13 protein-coding genes and 2 tRNA genes are annotated in these 17,502 nt (G+C 61.7%); 11 read left to right on the top strand and 4 right to left on the bottom strand.

Going from position 1 to position 17,502, the window contains the following annotated elements; genetic code table 11:
* Positions 1–51 precede the first annotated feature (51 nt).
* The 3 genes from LDN70_RS12195 to LDN70_RS12185 all read left to right on the top strand — a co-directional run bounded on the left by LDN70_RS12195 (position 52) and on the right by LDN70_RS12185 (position 2,505).
* Entirely contained in the window at positions 52–1,047 is a 996-nt protein-coding gene (locus tag LDN70_RS12195; RefSeq protein ID WP_223940431.1) for a hypothetical protein, read from the top strand.
* Positions 1,048–1,177: 130 nt separating this feature from the next.
* Complete coding sequence (locus LDN70_RS12190; RefSeq protein WP_167532122.1) at positions 1,178–1,618, top strand: ribose-5-phosphate isomerase; 441 nt, start codon at positions 1,178–1,180, stop codon at positions 1,616–1,618.
* Positions 1,618–2,505 (top strand): Fpg/Nei family DNA glycosylase, encoded by an 888-nt coding sequence (locus LDN70_RS12185; protein ID WP_223940430.1) that lies wholly within the window; start codon positions 1,618–1,620, stop codon positions 2,503–2,505. Before LDN70_RS12190 ends, LDN70_RS12185 begins: the two co-directional genes overlap by 1 nt.
* 56 nt (positions 2,506–2,561) lie before the next feature.
* On the opposite strand, the gene LDN70_RS12180 is transcribed toward LDN70_RS12185, so the two are convergent.
* A tRNA-Gly gene (locus LDN70_RS12180) sits at positions 2,562–2,635 on the bottom strand.
* A gap of 128 nt (positions 2,636–2,763) precedes the next feature.
* On the opposite strand from LDN70_RS12180, the gene LDN70_RS12175 reads away from it, so the two are divergent.
* The 6 genes from LDN70_RS12175 (at position 2,764) to LDN70_RS12150 (ending at position 8,014) form a co-directional block, all read left to right on the top strand.
* Positions 2,764–2,838: transfer RNA gene (locus tag LDN70_RS12175), tRNA-Pro, on the top strand.
* A 68-nt stretch (positions 2,839–2,906) separates the two neighbouring features.
* Complete coding sequence (gene tig / locus LDN70_RS12170) at positions 2,907–4,289, top strand: trigger factor (RefSeq protein ID WP_142938994.1); 1,383 nt, start codon at positions 2,907–2,909, stop codon at positions 4,287–4,289.
* A 220-nt stretch (positions 4,290–4,509) separates the two neighbouring features.
* Entirely contained in the window at positions 4,510–5,121 is a 612-nt protein-coding gene (locus LDN70_RS12165; protein ID WP_014922040.1) for an ATP-dependent Clp protease proteolytic subunit, read from the top strand.
* A gap of 38 nt (positions 5,122–5,159) precedes the next feature.
* Positions 5,160–5,819: an ATP-dependent Clp protease proteolytic subunit gene (locus tag LDN70_RS12160; protein WP_142938995.1), complete on the top strand. Its 660-nt coding sequence runs from the start codon at positions 5,160–5,162 to the stop codon at positions 5,817–5,819.
* Positions 5,820–6,001: 182 nt separating this feature from the next.
* Positions 6,002–7,291, top strand: coding sequence for an ATP-dependent Clp protease ATP-binding subunit ClpX (clpX, locus tag LDN70_RS12155; RefSeq protein WP_024816917.1), 1,290 nt, complete (start codon positions 6,002–6,004; stop codon positions 7,289–7,291).
* Positions 7,292–7,369: 78 nt separating this feature from the next.
* Positions 7,370–8,014: a mycothiol-dependent nitroreductase Rv2466c family protein gene (locus LDN70_RS12150; RefSeq protein ID WP_142938996.1), complete on the top strand. Its 645-nt coding sequence runs from the start codon at positions 7,370–7,372 to the stop codon at positions 8,012–8,014.
* 32 nt (positions 8,015–8,046) lie between these two features.
* On the opposite strand, the gene LDN70_RS12145 is transcribed toward LDN70_RS12150, so the two are convergent.
* Together LDN70_RS12145 and valS are read right to left on the bottom strand one after the other, a co-directional pair.
* Complete coding sequence (locus tag LDN70_RS12145) at positions 8,047–8,922, bottom strand: Fpg/Nei family DNA glycosylase (RefSeq protein ID WP_223940429.1); 876 nt, start codon at positions 8,920–8,922, stop codon at positions 8,047–8,049.
* A 343-nt stretch (positions 8,923–9,265) separates the two neighbouring features.
* Positions 9,266–11,887 carry a valine--tRNA ligase gene (valS, locus tag LDN70_RS12140; RefSeq protein ID WP_223940428.1) on the bottom strand — a complete coding sequence of 874 codons (2,622 nt, stop codon included), beginning with the start codon at positions 11,885–11,887 and terminating at the stop codon, positions 9,266–9,268.
* Positions 11,888–11,960: 73 nt separating this feature from the next.
* On the opposite strand from valS, the gene LDN70_RS12135 reads away from it, so the two are divergent.
* On the top strand, positions 11,961–12,752 hold the full coding sequence (locus LDN70_RS12135; RefSeq protein WP_142938999.1) for an SDR family oxidoreductase: 792 nt from the start codon (positions 11,961–11,963) through the stop codon (positions 12,750–12,752).
* 61 nt (positions 12,753–12,813) lie between these two features.
* Here the strand turns inward: LDN70_RS12135 and LDN70_RS12130 are convergent, their stop codons facing one another.
* Positions 12,814–13,878 (bottom strand): endonuclease/exonuclease/phosphatase family protein, encoded by a 1,065-nt coding sequence (locus tag LDN70_RS12130; protein ID WP_223940427.1) that lies wholly within the window; start codon positions 13,876–13,878, stop codon positions 12,814–12,816.
* A 325-nt stretch (positions 13,879–14,203) separates the two neighbouring features.
* On the opposite strand from LDN70_RS12130, the gene ileS reads away from it, so the two are divergent.
* Positions 14,204–17,500: an isoleucine--tRNA ligase gene (ileS, locus tag LDN70_RS12125; RefSeq protein ID WP_223940426.1), complete on the top strand. Its 3,297-nt coding sequence runs from the start codon at positions 14,204–14,206 to the stop codon at positions 17,498–17,500.
* Positions 17,501–17,502 lie beyond the last annotated feature (2 nt).

Here is a 17,502-nt window from a genome sequence, read left to right as displayed (position 1 = left end):
GAAGGCAAGGAGCGGACACCACAGTGTCGCCCTACGGAGTAGCGTTGGACTATGGCATCGTTCCGGGAAACTCTGGATTTCCGCGCACTGAGGTTTGCGGTTGCCTTTCCGCTGCTTCTTGCCGTCGGGTTTGTGGTGTGCGCCCAGATGTTGCGCAACGAGCTCCCCAATCCTGTTGCGGTGATGTGGAACGCCGACGGCGGCAGTTCTTTCGCGCCGTTCGGCGCCTATGTGGCTGGCGGCGCTGCCCTCATCATTTTCTGCGGCTGGGCAGTCTTTCTTCAAGCAGTGTCAATAACCAGGCCTGTAGTCATGCGGCGGGTCATGATGGGCCTGGGCCTGACGGTAAGCCTCTTCATCACCACCGTGGTGGCGGCCGGACTAGTGGGCCAATCAGGTCTACCCGACGCACGCGGGTCCCATGTGGACCCCATTGTGCTGGCCATGGGCAGCGGCGCCGCCGTGGCTTTGGGCGTGGTGATGATGTTCGCGTTCAAGCCGGACCCGCGGTGGACCCGGGAGGATGACGTGGCGCTCGAAGAAGAGCTGCGGCTTCTTGAAGATCCCGATCTTGCCCGCGATACGCTCCGGCTGTGGGTGCATGCCAGGAGTTCCGTCTTCATCATGATCGTTGTCTCGGCATTGTTCCCCGCTGCACTGATAGCGGTGGCTGTCCCATGGCTTGGGGCCCTGGTTGCGGCGGCCGCGTTGGTGGGCGCAGGGTTCCTGTTCGCGCGGGTGCGGGCTGATCGTGGAGGGCTCCAGGTATTCGCCGGCGGGATCGTACGCGTCTTGACAGTACCCGCCGTCGACATCGCCGCAGCCGCCCCCGCAGAGGTCAAGGCCGCAGATTATGGCGGGTGGGGCTGGCGGCACCACGATGATGCCACCGCGATGCTGGTCGGCAGCGGCCCGGCCGTCGTCGTAAGGAAACTTAACGGTGGCCGGGTGGCGCTGAGCGCCGGCACGCAGGCCTCCGCGGACAAACTTGCGGGAGTCTTGAACCGGGCGGCGCATCGTGCCCGGGGCGACGGGCCGCCCCTATAACCCCGGTAGCGGTACCCTAGGTAGCGCATCCCTCATCGTCGGGCCCGGCCGCACGCCGCACCCGCGCGCCAGAAAGAATGGACTTCCTGTGACTACACCCCGCGTCCACATTGCTACAGACCACGCCGGCATGGAACTCAGTGCCCACTTGGTCAGCCACCTCACGGCCAAGGGCTACGAAGTGGTGGATCACGGGCCCAAGGAGTACGACGCCCTGGATGACTACCCTTCTTTCTGCATCAATGCCGGCCTTGCCGTTGTTGCGGACCAGAAGGCCGGAGTGCACGCCCTTGGCATTGTGCTGGGCGGCTCGGGCAATGGCGAGCAAATTGCTGCGAATAAGGTCAACGGCGTCCGCGCTGCCCTGGCCTGGAACCTCTCCACTGCAAAGCTGGCCCGCGAACACAACGACGCCAACGTCGTAGCTGTTGGCGGACGCCAGCACACCGTCGAAGAAGCCACCGAGCTCATTGAGGCCTTCCTGCAGGAGCCGTTCAGCAACGACGAACGCCACGTTCGCCGCATCGGAAAAATCGCGGTGTACGAAACCACCGGCGAGATCGTCGAGTAGTGCCTGAGGGGCATTCGGTCCACAGGCTGGCCCGCCAATTCCAGGACGTCTTTGGGGGCCGGCGTCTGGAAGTTTCCAGCCCGCAACGCAGGTTCACGGCGGGCGCGGAGCTCCTCACCGGGCACATCCTGGTTGACTCCACTGCCCACGGAAAGCAGCTCTTTCTCAGGTTTGACCACGATCTCTTCCTCCACGTCCACCTGGGTCTTTACGGGGCGTGGAGTTTCGGCGGCGACAGTACCTTCACGGGTGCGTCCAGCATCGGCGCCCCGCGGCGCATCGGTGAACGGGAAAGCGCCTCTGTGGCGGATGACGATGCGTACGACGGCCCGCCCCCGCCGGTAGGCGCAGTGCGAGTCCGCCTGGTCTCTGACCACGGTTGGGCCGATCTCCGGGGCGCCACCACGTGTGCAGCCATCACCGCTGCTGAGGCTGCGGCCGTGCTGGCGCGCCTGGGCCCGGATCCGCTGCATAACCGGCCCGGAGACCGTGATGAGTTCATTCGACGCCTGCGTCGGCGTAAGACGGCAGTCGCGCTGCTGATGATGGACCAGTCGGTGCTGGCCGGGGTGGGGAACATCTACCGGGCCGAAGTCTTGTTCCGGCAGGGTGTGGACCCGTGGACGCCGGGAAGCGGCATTGATGCCGAAACGGCTGGTCGGCTCTGGGATGACACCGTGGACACCATGTCGGACGGCGTCCGTGATGGACGGATTGTTACGACGCCGTCCACGCTGTGGACCGGCGGTGGCGTGATGGCGCCCGACGCCGACGCCCACTTTGTCTATAAGCGCCAGGGCCTGCCCTGCCGCGCCTGCGGGACGCTGGTGGGGGTAACTGAAATTGGCGCCCGCAAACTCTACTGGTGTCCCGGCTGCCAGGTTTAGGAAAGTTCCTGGTCAACAAAAAAGGGCCCCGATCCGTGGATCGGGGCCCTTTTGTATGGAGGGGACGACGGGAATCGAACCCGCGTAATCAGTTTGGAAGACTGAGGCTTTACCATTAAGCTACGTCCCCAGGACGGATATCCTTGTTTTGGACATCTTCCCGGTGGCTGTTCAAGCCGGGTACAACTAAACCTAATTCCGGCCGCAGTGTCAAATGTGCATTCTTGGCCCGCTTGCCCGTAGACTGTCCTGTGCCTTCGGGGTGTAGCTCAGCTTGGCTAGAGCACCTGCTTTGGGAGCAGGAAGTCGCAGGTTCAAATCCTGTCACCCCGACTCTGTGTTTGTGTCTGTTCAGGGGCACAACAGAAACCCATACCCACGAAATCAGGAGTACTTAGACTGTGAAGAGCGCTGTCGAGAACCTCACCGCAACGCGGGTCAAGCTCAACGTTGAGGTTCCCTATGAGGAACTTAAGCCGAGCATCGATGCCGCGTACAAGACCGTTGCTTCGCAGATCCAGGTTCCCGGATTCCGCAAGGGCAAAGTTCCCTCCAAGCTGATCGACCAGCGCGTTGGCCGCGGCTACGTTCTGGAGACCGCCATCAACGATGGCCTCAATGGCTGGTACCAGGCCGCAGTCCAGGAAACCGGTGTTCGGCCCCTGAGCCGTCCCGAAGTTGAAATCACCGAGGTTCCGGATCCGTCCGCAACCGATGGCGAGCTCAAGTTCCAGGTAGAGATCGATGTCCGCCCCGAGATCGAGCTGCCGGACTACGCCGGCATCAAGGTTGAGGTTGCTGCTGCCGAGTCTTCCGAAGCTGACGTCGACAAGGCGCTGGACGAACTTCGCGGCCGCTTCGGCACGCTGAAGTCCGTTGAGCGTCCTGCCAAGAACGACGACTTCCTGACCATCGACATCACCGCCACGATTGACGGCGAAGACATCGATTCCGCTTCCGGCCTTTCGTACCAGGTTGGTGCCGGCACCATGCTCGAAGGCCTTGACGAAGCCGTGACCGGCCTCTCCGCCGACGAGGAAGCAATCTTCGAGACCACGCTGGTTGGCGGCGACCACGCCGGCGAGGCCGCTCAGGTGAAGGTTGTTGTCAAGGCCGTCAAGGAGCGCGAGCTCCCCGAGGCAAACGACGACTTTGCGCAGCTTGCCTCCGAGTTCGACACCCTCGCTGAACTTCGTGAGGACCTCGCCAAGCAGGCTGCTGATTCCAAGGTAGTGGAGCAGGGCGTTGAAGCTCGCGACAAGGTTCTTGACAAGCTCGTTGAGCTGGTTGAGGTTCCTGTTCCCGACTCCGTGGTTGAAGAGCAGATCGAGGCTCACTTCAACCCGGAAAACGCACACGGCGAAGGTGACCACGACACCGAGGAGCACCGCGCCGAAGTCAAGGCCAACACCGAGCGCGCCTTCCAGAACGAGATCATCCTCGACGCCATCGCGGACAAGGAAGAAGTGGACGTCAGCCAGAATGAGCTGATCGACTACATCGTCACCACCGCAAGCCAGTACGGCATGGACCCCAACCAGTTCGCCCAGATCATCGATCAAAGCGGCCAGGTTCCCATGATGGTTTCCGAGGTCCGCCGTCGCAAGGCCCTGGCAGTTGTGCTGGGCCAGGCAGAGGTAGTGGACTCCGAAGGCAACAAGGTTGACCTCACCGACTTCGTCCGCCCTGCAGGCGAAGCAGCAGCCGAAGAGGACGCAGCAGTTGAAGCAACCGAAGAAGCTGAGGTTTCCGCAAGCGATGACCCCGCAGCAGTGAAGTTCTAGTCAACGACTCCTACCGGCCCCGGATCACATGATCCGGGGCCGGTTTGCTTTAAGGCTGAACAGCGGTCCTGATCGCCGACGTGCGCCGTCAGCGAACAGTGCGATTTCAGCGAACAAATCGCCCGTGAAAACGGTTAGTGTCCAAGTAGTGAAGTTCAGTGAGGTCACTGGCACCAGCGAGAGGTAAGTACTTATGTCACAGCAATCAGAGGCTCCCCGGATGGCAACTGTCGATCCCGCAGCCCAGGACAACTACATCTACAACCGCCTGCTGAAAGAGCGCATCATCTGGCTCGGCTCTGAAGTCCGTGACGAGAATGCCAATGCCATCTGCTCTCAGCTCCTCCTCCTCTCGGCTGAAGACCCTGAGAAGGACATCTACCTGTACATCAACTCCCCGGGTGGTTCCGTGACCGCCGGCATGGCGATCTACGACACCATGCAGTTCATCCCGAACGACGTCGTCACCGTGGCAACGGGTCTGGCCGCCTCCATGGGCCAGTTCCTCCTGTCCTCCGGAACCAAGGGCAAGCGTTACGCGACGCCCAATGCCCGCATCCTGATGCACCAGCCCTCGGGTGGCATCGGCGGTACCGCCTCGGACATCAAGATCCAGGCAGAACTGATCTTGCACATGAAGAAGGTCATGGCTGAGCTCACGGCAGAACAGACCGGGCAGTCCGTGGAGACCATCCTCAAGGACAACGACCGCGACAAGTGGTTCACCGCGACTGAGGCATTGGAGTACGGCTTCTTCGACAAGATCTCGGCGCATGCCGGTTCTGTTGCCGGTGGCGGCGGAACGGCCAACCAGTCGAACTCCGAAAACTAACCGGCACAAGAACCACTGAAACCCCAGGAGTAAAGAACATGAACTACAACTTCGGATGGTCTGCCGGTAATCTCCCGTCCAGCCGTTACGTCCTGCCCCAGTTCGAGGAGCGCACGCCTTACGGCTTCAAGCGCCAGGACCCGTACACCAAGCTGTTCGAGGACCGCATCATCTTCCTCGGTGTACAGGTGGACGACGCTTCCGCTGACGACATCATGGCCCAGCTGCTGGTCCTTGAGTCGACTGATCCGGACCGCGACATCACCCTGTACATCAACTCGCCGGGTGGCTCCTTCACTGCAATGACGGCCATCTACGACACCATGCAGTACATTCGTCCGGAGATCCAGACGGTGTGCTTGGGTCAGGCAGCCAGCGCGGCCGCAGTCCTCCTTGCCGCCGGCACGCCCGGTAAGCGTCTGGCACTGCCGAACGCCCGCGTTTTGATCCACCAGCCGGCGCTTTCCGGCGGTCAAGGTGGACAGGCGTCCGACCTCGAGATCCAGGCGGCGGAAGTCATGCGCATGCGCACCTGGCTTGAAGATACATTGGCACACCACTCGGGCCGTACGTCCGAACAGGTCAACAATGACATCGAGCGAGACAAGATTCTTACCGCTGCGGATGCCCTGAACTACGGTCTCATTGACCAGGTTCTGGACTCCCGGAAGATCAAGCCCCAGGCAATCACCCGGTAGCACACGGATTTGGACGCCGGTGCGGTTCACGAAATATGGACCGCACCGGCGTTCTGTTTCCACCCAAGCAGCCCATTGTGACCTAGAGTGGATCTTGTCACGGTGGTGCCAGCCGCGGCGCAGCCGCACACTTGAGTATGGCGCGGAGCCGCATCACCCGCATGCAACGAAGGGATTCACACATGGCTCGGATTGGCGAGAGCACGGATCTGCTGAAGTGTTCTTTCTGCGGAAAGAGCCAAAAGCAGGTACGGAAGCTGATTGCCGGGCCCGGTGTATACATCTGCGATGAGTGCATCGAGCTTTGCAACGAGATCATCGAGGAAGAGCTCGCGGAAGTTTCCGATCTCGGCAGTTTTGAACTGCCCAAACCTCGTGAGATCTTCGACTTCCTGCAGGAATATGTGATCGGCCAAGAGCCGGCCAAGCGTTCCCTTGCGGTAGCTGTCTATAACCATTACAAGCGCATTCAGGCCGGTCACGCTCCCAAGGCCGGCAGCCTCGGTGAGGGATCCCATCACGAGGATGTGGAGATCGCCAAGTCCAACATCCTTCTGATCGGCCCTACAGGCTGCGGAAAGACCTACCTCGCCCAGACTCTCGCCCGTCGGCTCAACGTGCCGTTCGCCGTGGCCGACGCCACTGCCCTGACGGAAGCAGGCTATGTTGGCGAGGACGTAGAGAACATCCTCCTCAAGCTCATCCAAGCCGCTGACTATGATGTCAAGAAGGCCGAGCAAGGCATCATCTACATCGACGAGATCGACAAAATCTCCCGTAAGAGCGAGAACCCGTCCATCACCCGCGATGTATCCGGCGAAGGCGTGCAGCAGGCTCTGCTCAAGATCCTTGAAGGCACTGTGGCCTCTGTTCCACCCCAGGGTGGAAGGAAGCACCCGCATCAGGAATTCATTCAGATCGATACCACCAATGTCCTGTTCATTGTGGCCGGAGCCTTCGCGGGACTGGAAGACATCATTGGTTCGCGTTCCGGCCGCAAAGGCATCGGATTCGGTGCGCCGCTCAACGAAGCCCGGGACAACGTGGATACTTACGGCGAAGTTATGCCTGAGGACTTGCTCAAGTTCGGGTTGATTCCGGAATTCATCGGCAGGCTCCCGGTCATCACTACGGTCTCCAGCTTGGACCGGCCGGCGTTGATTCAGATCCTGTCCACGCCAAAGAACGCCTTGGTGAAGCAATACCAGAAGATGTTCCAACTTGATGGCGTGGAGTTGCAGTTTGACGACGACGCCCTGGATGCCATAGCGGACCAGGCTCTTGAACGTGGCACAGGCGCACGTGGCCTGCGGGCCATCATGGAAGATGTATTGCTCCCCGTCATGTTCGATCTTCCCAGCAGAGACGACATCGCAACCGTGGTGATCACGGCCGACGTCGTTGCCAAGACAGCACAGCCCACCATGATTGCCCACGACGTAGTGGCAAAGCGGCGGAATAAGTCCGCCTAGACTGCCGTTGGAAAAAGGGAGCGGCTTGGTTGCGAGCTGCCTTTAAAGCCACGTTTCCACTCTTCCGAGGAGTTCTCTGTGTCCGAACAGCTTGTGTCTGAAGTGACCGCGTCCCACAAAACCGTCAACAAGGCAGATTTCTGGTTCGATCCCGTCTGCCCCTTCGCGTGGATTACCTCGCGTTGGATCGGTGAAGTGGAGCAGGTGCGGGGCATCGAGACCGAATGGCACGTCATGAGCCTTTCCGTGCTGAACGAAGGCCGCGATCTACCTGCCGACTACAGGGCCATGATGGACGACAGCTGGGGGCCCGTTCGTGTGATCATCGCAGCGCAGGAGCTCCACGGCAGCAGTTACGTCAAGCCCCTCTACGATGCCATGGGTGAACAGATCCACCATGAGGGCAACAAGGACCGCGCATCCGTGATTCAGAAAGCCCTGGCGGACACCGGGCTTCCCGCGGACCTGGCACGTTTTGCCACTTCCGATGAATATGATTCCAAGCTGCGCGCCAGCCACGAGGCCGGAATTTCATTGGTCGGCCAGGATGTAGGAACTCCCGTGGTATCCGTCAACGGCACGGCGTTCTTTGGTCCGGTGCTCACCCGCATTCCGCGTGGCGAGGAAGCCGGGAAGATCTGGGATGCAACCGTGACTCTGGCCGGCTACCCGCACTTCTTCGAGTTGAAGCGCAGCCGCACTGAAAGCCCTGAATTCAACTAACGGCTTGTTGCCCTCCAGAGGACATGACCGGCCTACTTGAGGAACCGTGACGTACGCCGGTCGGCGAGGATCTTCCCGTTGGTCTGGCAGGTGGCGCAATACTGAAGCGAGGTGTCCGCGAAGGACACCTCGCGGACGGTATCCCCGCACACCGGGCAGGGCTGACCGGTTCTGGCATGGACCCGGAAGTTGCTGCGCTTGGTGTCTTTAAGCTCGTTGGAAGGTTTGCCGGCTGCTGCGTTGACGGCGCCGACCAGAACCTCCTGCATGGATTCATAGAGGCGGGCCACCGTTGCCTGGTCGAGGGACTTGGCGGTGGCGAACGGGGAAATCCTGGCGGCGTGGAGAATTTCGTCGCTGTAGGCGTTGCCAATCCCTGCGATCACGCTCTGGCTGCGCAGCAGGCCTTTGATCTGTTGCGAGCTGGAGCCCACAATGCCGGCCAGTGCGTCCAGGTCAAAATCGGGGCTCAGGGGCTCCGGTCCCAGCGTGGCTATTCTCGGAACGTCCTGAGGATCCTTCACCACGTAGATGGCCAGGCTCTTCTTGGTTCCTGCTTCGGTCAGATCCACCCCGATGTGGGCATCGTCGGCAGGCCTGTGGAGCAAGAGCCGTGCCGAGATGTTGCTTTTGCCCATGCGCAGCCCTGCAGATGACGGGTGTTCGGTATACCTGACCCAGCCGGCTTTTGCCAAGTGGAAAATAAAGAACAGTCCATCGGCGTCCAGGCATACGAACTTGCCGATGCGGTGCGCACCAAGGATGGTCCGGCCTTCGAGTGCAGTGAAAGGGGGATCGGCCGTCTTGAGTGCAGAGAAGGAGTTGATGCGGACCTCGGTCAGCACGGCTCCATGGAGTTGGGTGTCCAAGTACATGCACAGGCCGTGCACTTCGGGGAGTTCCGGCATGGTCAATACTCTGCCACAGCTGGCCTTCCAGCGGCACACAAACTACAGGTTTGTAGTTCTCGCGAAAGCCTTGTGCATCAACCCCAACGGGACAACAATGGTTCTTACCCACTTCGAAAGAAGAGGGACACGGAAACCAAAGATTCAGTGATTGCAACCGACGCAGCCTTTGGCAAAGTTGGAAGCAACCTACCAGTGATGAGGTAGGAAGACCTGAAATTCCAAGGATTCCGCCAGACTGTCAAGTCATCACCAGACAGCCGAAAAGTCGAAGCCCCACCAACGGCAAAACGCTGATGGGGCTTCCCCTTTGCCCGAAATCCCTGGATGGGACCGACGCTGGCTACGACGCGGGCTGCTCCTCGACAGGTGCCAGGACAACATCGCTGACTTTCAGGTCGCCTTCGCCGGACTGAAGAGTGATCTCCTGTGCGTTCGCGGCTGCCTTCAAGTCACTCAGGCCGGCCTTCAACTGGGCTACCAGCACTTCCGAAGCGGTAATGGATGCCGAAAGCACCTCGGTGCGCTGCTTGACCTTGGCCTCGGACTTTGCCTTGCGGATACCGCTGAGTGCTACGCCCACGGTGCCGAGCATGGTGGTGTCACCATCGGTGATCTCCAAGGCTGCCGGCCACTGTGCGCGGTGAACTGATCCGGTGCGCCACCAGCCCCAGACCTCTTCGGTGGCGAAGGGCAGGAACGGTGCGAACAGGCGCAGCAGGGAGTCAAGCGTTGTGGCCAAGGCGGCCAGGACGGATGCCTGCTCGGTTTCGCCAGCGGCACCGTAGGCACGGTCCTTGATGAGCTCCACGTAGTCGTCCGTGAACTGCCAGAAGAAGGACTCGGTGATCTGGAGTGCACGGGAGTAGTCGTAGTTCTCGAATGCCTTGGTGGATTGGGCAACGACGTCGGACAGTTGAGCGAGCAGCGCACGGTCCAACGGGTTGGTCAGCACGGAGAGGTCGCTGGACACCACCGAGTTCTCAGTAGCACCGAGGTTCAGTACGAACTTCGAAGCGTTCAACAGCTTGATGGCCAGGCGGCGGCCGATCTTCATTTGGGCGATTTCGTAGGCCGTGTCCGCACCAAGCTTGGCCGAAGCTGCCCAGTAGCGCACGGCATCCGAACCGTACTCGTTCAGCACATCCGTGGGCACCACCACGTTGCCCTTGGACTTGGACATTTTCTTCCGGTCCGGGTCAAGGATCCAGCCGGAGATGGCCGCGTGCTTCCACGGGGCGCTCTTCTGCAGGGCATCCGCGCGAACGGCAGAGGAGAACAGCCAGGTGCGGATGATGTCGTGTCCCTGCGGACGGAGGTCGAAGGGGTAGACCTTGGAGAACAGGTCCTCGTCGCGGCTCCAGCCACCCACAATCTGCGGGGTCAGGGAGGACGTTGCCCAGGTATCCAGCACGTCGGCGTCGCCGGTGAAGCCGTTGGGCTGATCGCGCTGTGATTCCTCAAAACCAGGTGCGGCATCAGCGGCAGGGTCCACGGGGAGCATCTGGTCCGAAGGCAGGATGGGGTTGTCGTAGTCTGGGTTTCCCTGGGCATCCAAGGGATACCAGACGGGAATGGGCACACCGAAGAAGCGCTGGCGGGATACGAGCCAGTCGCCGTTCAGGCCGGCGATCCAGTTCTCATAGCGTGAGCGCATGAACGCGGGGTGGAAGGTGATTTCCTGACCCCGGCCGATCAGGCGTTCGCGGCGTTCTTCGTCGCGCCCACCGTTGCGGATGTACCACTGCCGGGAGGTCACAACTTCCAGGGGCTTGTCGCCCTTTTCGAAGAAGTTCACCGGGTGGGTGATCTTCTTGGGTTCGCCATCAAGCAGGTCCGCTGCCTTGAGCAGTTCAACCACGGCTTCCTTGGCGGAGAAGGCAGTCTTGCCGGCGATCGCGGCGTAAGCTTCCTTGCCGGCCTCGGTGGTGATCCACTCCGGGGCTTCGGCAATGATGCGGCCGTCGCGGCCCATGATGGCGCGGGTAGGCAGCTGAAGTTCACGCCACCAGGTGACGTCGGTCAGGTCACCGAAGGTACAAACCATGGCGATACCCGAGCCCTTGTCCGCCTTGGCGAGGGGGTGGGCCTTGACCTCGAGCTCCACATCGAACAGGGGGGACGTGACGGTCTTGCCGAACAGCGGCTGGTACCGCTCGTCGTCGGGGTTTGCCACCAGAGCCGCGCACGCCGCGAGTAGTTCCGGGCGCGTGGTTTCGATGAAGATCTTTTCGCCGTCTTCGGTGAAGAACGGGTAGCGGTAGTAGGCGCCGGCAACTTCGCGGTCCTCAAGTTCGGCCTGTGCCACCGCGGTGCGGAATGTCACGTCCCACAGTGTGGGGGCTTCGGCCATGTAGGCGTCACCGGCGGACAGGTTGGCAAGGAAGGCGCGCTGGGACACGGCACGGGAGGTGTCGTCAATGGTGCGGTACGTCAGATCCCAGTCCACCGAAAGGCCGAGGGTCTGGAACAGGTTCTCGAAGACTTTCTCGTCCTCAACGGCGAGTTCCTCGCACAGTTCGATGAAGTTCTGGCGCGATACGATGTCGAAATCGCGTTGGTTCTTGGCCGGTTGTGCCGGGGGCGTGTAATCGGCCTTGTAGGGGATGGCGGGATCGCAACGCACACCGTAGTAGTTCTGGACGCGGCGCTCGGTGGGCAGTCCGTTGTCGTCCCAGCCCATGGGGTAGAAGACGTTCTTGCCGGTCATGCGCATGTAGCGGGCCTGGACGTCAGTCTGGGTGAAGGAGAACATGTGGCCCACGTGGAGCGAGCCGGACGCCGTGGGCGGGGGAGTGTCGATCGAGTAGACCTGCTCCCGGGTGGTGTCCGGGTTGAACTTGTAGGTTCCTTCTTCGAGCCAGCGCTGCGTCAAGGCAGCCTCAAGGCCTTCAAGGGCCGGCTTGTCGGGAACGTTGATGGGGGCGGTGGCGGGCGTGTCTGTACCCTGCGTTGATTCAGCCATGGGTCAATTGTTTCATGGCCTGGCGTTACAGCCCGCCCGTCAATGGAGCCCACGCCCCGGATAAGGTTGTTCCATGACTTTGCCAGCGCACAGCACGCCTTCCGGACAGAACCCAAGGAACAACAAGACGGCGGTGGTCACCGGTGCCAGCACCGGCATTGGCGAGGCCACAGTGAAGGCGCTCGTATCCGCCGGATGGAAGGTCTTCGCCGTGGCGCGCCGGGCGGACAGGCTCGACGCCTTGAGCGCGGGCACTGGCGCCGTGCCGTTTCCCGCCGACATCACCAACGACGACGACGTCGCCGCCTTGCTCGCGGCCGTCACCGAGGCCGGAGGTGCTGACACCCTCATCAACATCGCCGGCGGCGCACGCGGCGCTGACACCATCGCCAACGCTGACACCGAAGATTGGGATTGGATGTATCAGGTCAATGTCCTGGGCACCATGAAGATCACCCGCGCCTTCCTGCCCATGCTGCGGGAACACGGCGAAGGAACCGTCCTGAACCTCACATCCACCGCAGGGCTGTCCGCCTACGAGGGCGGCGCGGGCTACAACGCCGCCAAGTTCGCCCAGCACGCCATGACCAACGCCCTGCGCCTTGAAGAGGTGGGCAACAACGTCCGGGTCATCGAGGTGGCTCCAGGGCTGGTACAGACCGAAGAGTTCGCGCTGAACCGCCTCGGCGACAAAGACGCAGCGGCCAAGGTCTACGCCGGGGTCGAGAAGCCCCTGACCGCTGATGACGTGGCAGATGTGGTCAACTACGCCGTCTCACTTCCTCACCACATCAACCTCGACCAGATCGTGGTCCGCCCGGTGGCGCAGGCCGCCAACCATAAGCTGGTCCGCAAAGAAGGCTAAAGACGTTGCCAAGCCGCTGTGACGTCGCTGGCCCACGACGGTTTAGCGGCTTGGCGACGAGCTAATCGGCCGGAATGATCAGCCGGGCCATGATGGCTGCGTGATCGCTCCCGGGAACCTGGTGGACGGAGTAGTCGCTGCTGCTGATTCCGGGCGAGGTGACCATATGGTCGATCACGATGCCCGGAAGCGGTAACCCTTCCATGGGCCATGTGGGAGAAAGCCGTCCCCCGGAGGCTGTTCCGACGTCAACTAGCTTCGTGCCTCCCTGTTGACCTGCCAGGGTTCCTTGCCGACCCAGTGCAGTATCCAGCATGGCCCGGAACTCGGAGTGATCGTACGTGGCGTTGTAGTCGCCCATCAGCAGGTGACGTCCTGGGCGGGATGCTTGGCGGGCCACTTTGTCCAAGTCGCTTCGCCACTGACCGATTCGCTCATCAACGGGCGGAAGGGCGTGGACATTGGTGAGGTTCAAGGTGGCCGTTGTACCGGCCCCCGCATCCGTGACCAGTACCCGCGTGACGTCCATCCGGAACGGGGTATCAGGCAAAAGTCCCATGGCCTCGAGTGGAAACACCGAATACACGGCCCCACCGGAGGCGTCCTCACTGGGCTCACTGAGCCGGTTGGACAGCAGTTGATCCAAGCCCTCGGACTGCAGGCGGTCCTCAAGTCCCTGAGTGTGTTCCTGGATAGCCAGCAGTTGAATGCCGTTCTCACGGACAAGCCGCACGATGCTCGCGGCATCCGCTTCCCCGTATTCAGAGTTCAGGCTCATCACTTCCACCGGGACGGATGCAGTCCCTGCAGGTAATGCTTCCGGCTTTCCAGCGTCCAATGGGAACAGCCACAACAGCTGGACTGCCAACAGCGCCGTCGTCGTGAAGATGACCCAAAGCCTGCGCCCCACCACAGCAAGCGCCACGGCAAACGCTGCCGGAAGCACCATCCAAGGTGTGAAGGACAGTAATTGCACCACGATGAGGGGCCATTCCACAGGGATTGCCCGGAACATTGATACCCCCGCCACCGGCATCACCATCAGCAGAGCCAGCACGGACCATGCCACCGAAGGCTGGCGTCGAGCCGGTCTGGTTGCTGGAGGGGCGGGGGATGGGTGCGTCATGGCCTCGAGTCTATGCACCGCCACACGTACCGCACTCCCTCTACGGGATGAACCTCGGGTAGAGCAGTTGCCCCACTGACGCTAGACTTGAAGGACCAGCTTTGACCCGGCCATCACCGGTGAGCTTCCGGAAGAACAGCACTGACCATCAACACGGTGGAATGCGCCCAGTAGAACCGGGCGGGTAAGCCCGTCACAGCAGTAATGAGAGGCCGGAAAATTCTTTCCGGTAAGTGAGGTGGTACCGCGGTACCTGCGCAGCCGACAGGCAGCACAGACGCCGTCCTCGCATCCTGACAGTCAACCAGCTATCACAGGATATGAGATGACCCACTACCCCAAGGCCTCAGCGTCTTCGCCCGGCACGCACGGCGTGTCCGCTTCCGTGAAATTCCCGGAAATCGAAGAGCGCATCCTCAAATACTGGGACGAAGACGGCACCTTCCAGGCCAGCATCGACCAACGCGATGCGGGCAAGGACGGCAGCAACGAGTTCGTCTTCTACGATGGCCCTCCCTTCGCCAACGGCCTTCCGCACTACGGCCACCTCCTCACCGGCTACGCCAAGGACCTCGTAGGCCGCTACCAGACCCAGCGCGGCAAGCGGGTTGAGCGACGCTTCGGCTGGGACACTCACGGACTTCCGGCAGAGCTCGAAGCCATGAAGCAGCTGGGCATGACGGACAAGACCCAGATCGAAGCCATGGGCATCGACAAATTCAACGACGCCTGCCGCGCCTCCGTGATGAAGTACGCCAACGAGTGGAAGGCCTACGTCACCCGCCAGGCCCGTTGGGTGGACTTCGAGAACGACTACAAGACCCTCAACGTGGAGTACATGGAGTCCGTGCTCTGGGCCTTCAAGCAACTGCACGAGAAGGGCCTGACCTACAACGGCTACCGCGTACTGCCGTATTGCTGGAAGGACGAGACCCCTCTGTCCAACCACGAACTCCGCATGGACGACGACGTCTACAAGAACCGCCAGGACCAGACGGTCACCGTGACGTTCCCCATTAAGGCGGGGGAGTCGGAGCTTTCCAAGGCCCTCGAAGGCGTGCAGGCGCTCGCATGGACCACCACGCCCTGGACATTGCCCACCAACCTGGCGCTCGCCGTCGGGCCTGACATCTCTTACGCTGTCCTGCCCGCAGGACCCAACGGCGTCAAGGCTGCTTCCGCTGAGGCACCGGTCACGGGCAGCTTCCTGCTCGCGGCTGACCTGCTGGGGTCCTACGCCAAGGATTTGGGGTACGACGACGCCGATGCCGCAACTGCCGCTGTGGTGTCCACCCACACGGGTGCCGAGCTGGCGGGCTTGGAGTACGAACCGCTCTGGAACGACTTCGCTGATGCTGAAAAGTACGGCACGCAGAATGCTTGGCGCTTCCTCGTGGCCGATTACGTCACCACCACCGACGGTACGGGCATCGTCCACCAGGCTCCGGCCTATGGCGAGGATGACCAGAAGGTCTGTGAAGACGCAGGGATCCCCGTGGTCCTGTCCGTGGACGAGGGTGCCAAGTTCCTGCCGTTGTTCGCCAATGGCGAGCTTGCTTCGATCGTCGGTCTTCAGGTTTTCGATGCCAACAAGCCCATCACCCAGGTGCTCCGCGCCGATGGCCGCTTGGTCCGCCAGGCCAGCTACGAGCACAGCTACCCGCACTGCTGGCGCTGCCGGAACCCGCTGATCTACCGTGCTGTGTCCTCCTGGTACGTGGAGGTCACCAAGTTCAAGGACCGCATGTCCGAGCTGAACCAGGAGATCAACTGGATCCCCGGCAACGTCAAGGACGGCCAGTTCGGTAAGTGGTTGGACAACGCCCGCGACTGGTCCATCAGCCGTAACCGCTACTGGGGTTCGCCCATCCCGGTGTGGCAGTCGGACGACCCCGAGTACCCGCGCACGGACGTTTACGGTTCGCTGGCCGAGATGGAAGCCGACTTCGGCCGTCTGCCCGTCAACAACGAAGGACAGGTGGACCTGCACCGCCCGTTCATCGATGAGCTGACGCGTCCCAACCCGGACGACCCCACAGGCAAGTCCACCATGCGCCGTGTGGAAGACGTGTTGGATGTCTGGTTCGACTCCGGTTCCATGCCCTACGGACAGGTCCACTACCCGTTCCAGAACGAGGAGTGGTTCGACACCCACAACCCCGCGGACTTCATCGTGGAGTACATCGGCCAGACCCGTGGCTGGTTCTACATGCTCCACATCCTGTCCACTGCATTGTTCGACAGGCCGGCGTTCCGCAACGTGATCAGCCACGGCATCGTGCTGGGCTCCGATGGGCAGAAGATGTCCAAGAGCCTGCGCAACTACCCGGACGTGTCCGAGGTCCTGGACCGCGACGGTTCCGATGCCATGCGCTGGTTCCTCATGTCCAGCCCCATCCTCCGCGGCGGCAATCTGGTGGTCACCGAGCAAGGCATCCGCGACGGCGTGCGTCAGGTCATCCTGCCGTTGTGGAATGTGTACAGCTTCTTCACGCTGTACACGAATGCCGCGAACGGTGGTTCCGGCTACGAAGCCAAGCTCCGCTATGACGGCTACGCCGACACGCTGGATCAGTACCTCCTGGCCAATACCGGAGACTTGGTCCGCAACATCACTACCAGCTTGGACGCGTACGACATCTCCGGTGCTTGCGATGAGCTGCGCAGCTACTTGGACATGCTCACCAACTGGTACGTCCGCCGCAGCCGCCAGCGCTTCTTCGACGAGAACGTTGATGCCTTCGATGCCCTGTACACAGCTCTTGAAGCGGTGTGCCGTGTCTCTGCTTCCTTGCTGCCCTTGGTCACGGAAGAGATCTGGCGCGGACTGACGGGTGGCCGTTCCGTGCACTTGGCGGACTGGCCGGACGCTGCGCTGTTCCCGTCCAACCCTGAACTGGTTGAAGCAATGGATCGGGTCCAGCAGATCTGTTCCACCGGTTCCAGCTTGCGCAAGGCTGCGAACCTGCGCGTTCGCCTGCCGCTGCAGGAACTGACTGTGGTGGCACCCGGTGCGGATGCGCTGGAAGGCTTCGCCGCCGTCGTCGCTGATGAACTGAACCTCCGGTCGGTCCGTTTGCTCGACGCCGCTACTGCGTCACCGGAGGAGTTCGGGATTGAGCAGAAGCTCGTGGTGAATGCCCGGGCTGCTGGCCCGCGCCTTGGAAAGAATGTGCAGCAGGCCATCAAGGGCTCGAAGTCCGGTGACTGGTCCGTCAGTGATGCTGGGGTGGTGGTGGCTGGTGGACTGGAGCTCGAGCCGCAGGAATACACGCTGGAAACCGTGGTGGCAGAAGCGGCCGACGGCGGTGCTGCCGCCAAGAAGGCAGTCGCGGTGCTGCCCGGCGGCGGCTTCGTGGTCCTGAACACCGAGGTCACTGCTGAACTTGCAGCCGAGGGGCTGGCTCGTGACATGGTCCGCGCCATCCAGCAGGCCCGCAAGGATGCCGGGCTCAACGTGAGCGACCGCATCCGCACTTCCGTGGAGGCCGGGCAGGACGTGGTGGATGCCTTGGAAGCCAACTCGGAGCTCGTCAAGACCGAAACGTTGACGTTGGAACTGGAAGTCCTGTTGGCCAGTGTCGACGAACCGCAGGTCACGGTCGCAAAGGCAGGTGCCTGATC

It is taken from the genome of Arthrobacter sp. StoSoilB22 (assembly GCF_019977315.1).
GTDB lineage: Bacteria > Actinomycetota > Actinomycetes > Actinomycetales > Micrococcaceae > Arthrobacter.
This window is presented reverse-complemented; position numbering and strand designations above follow the sequence as displayed.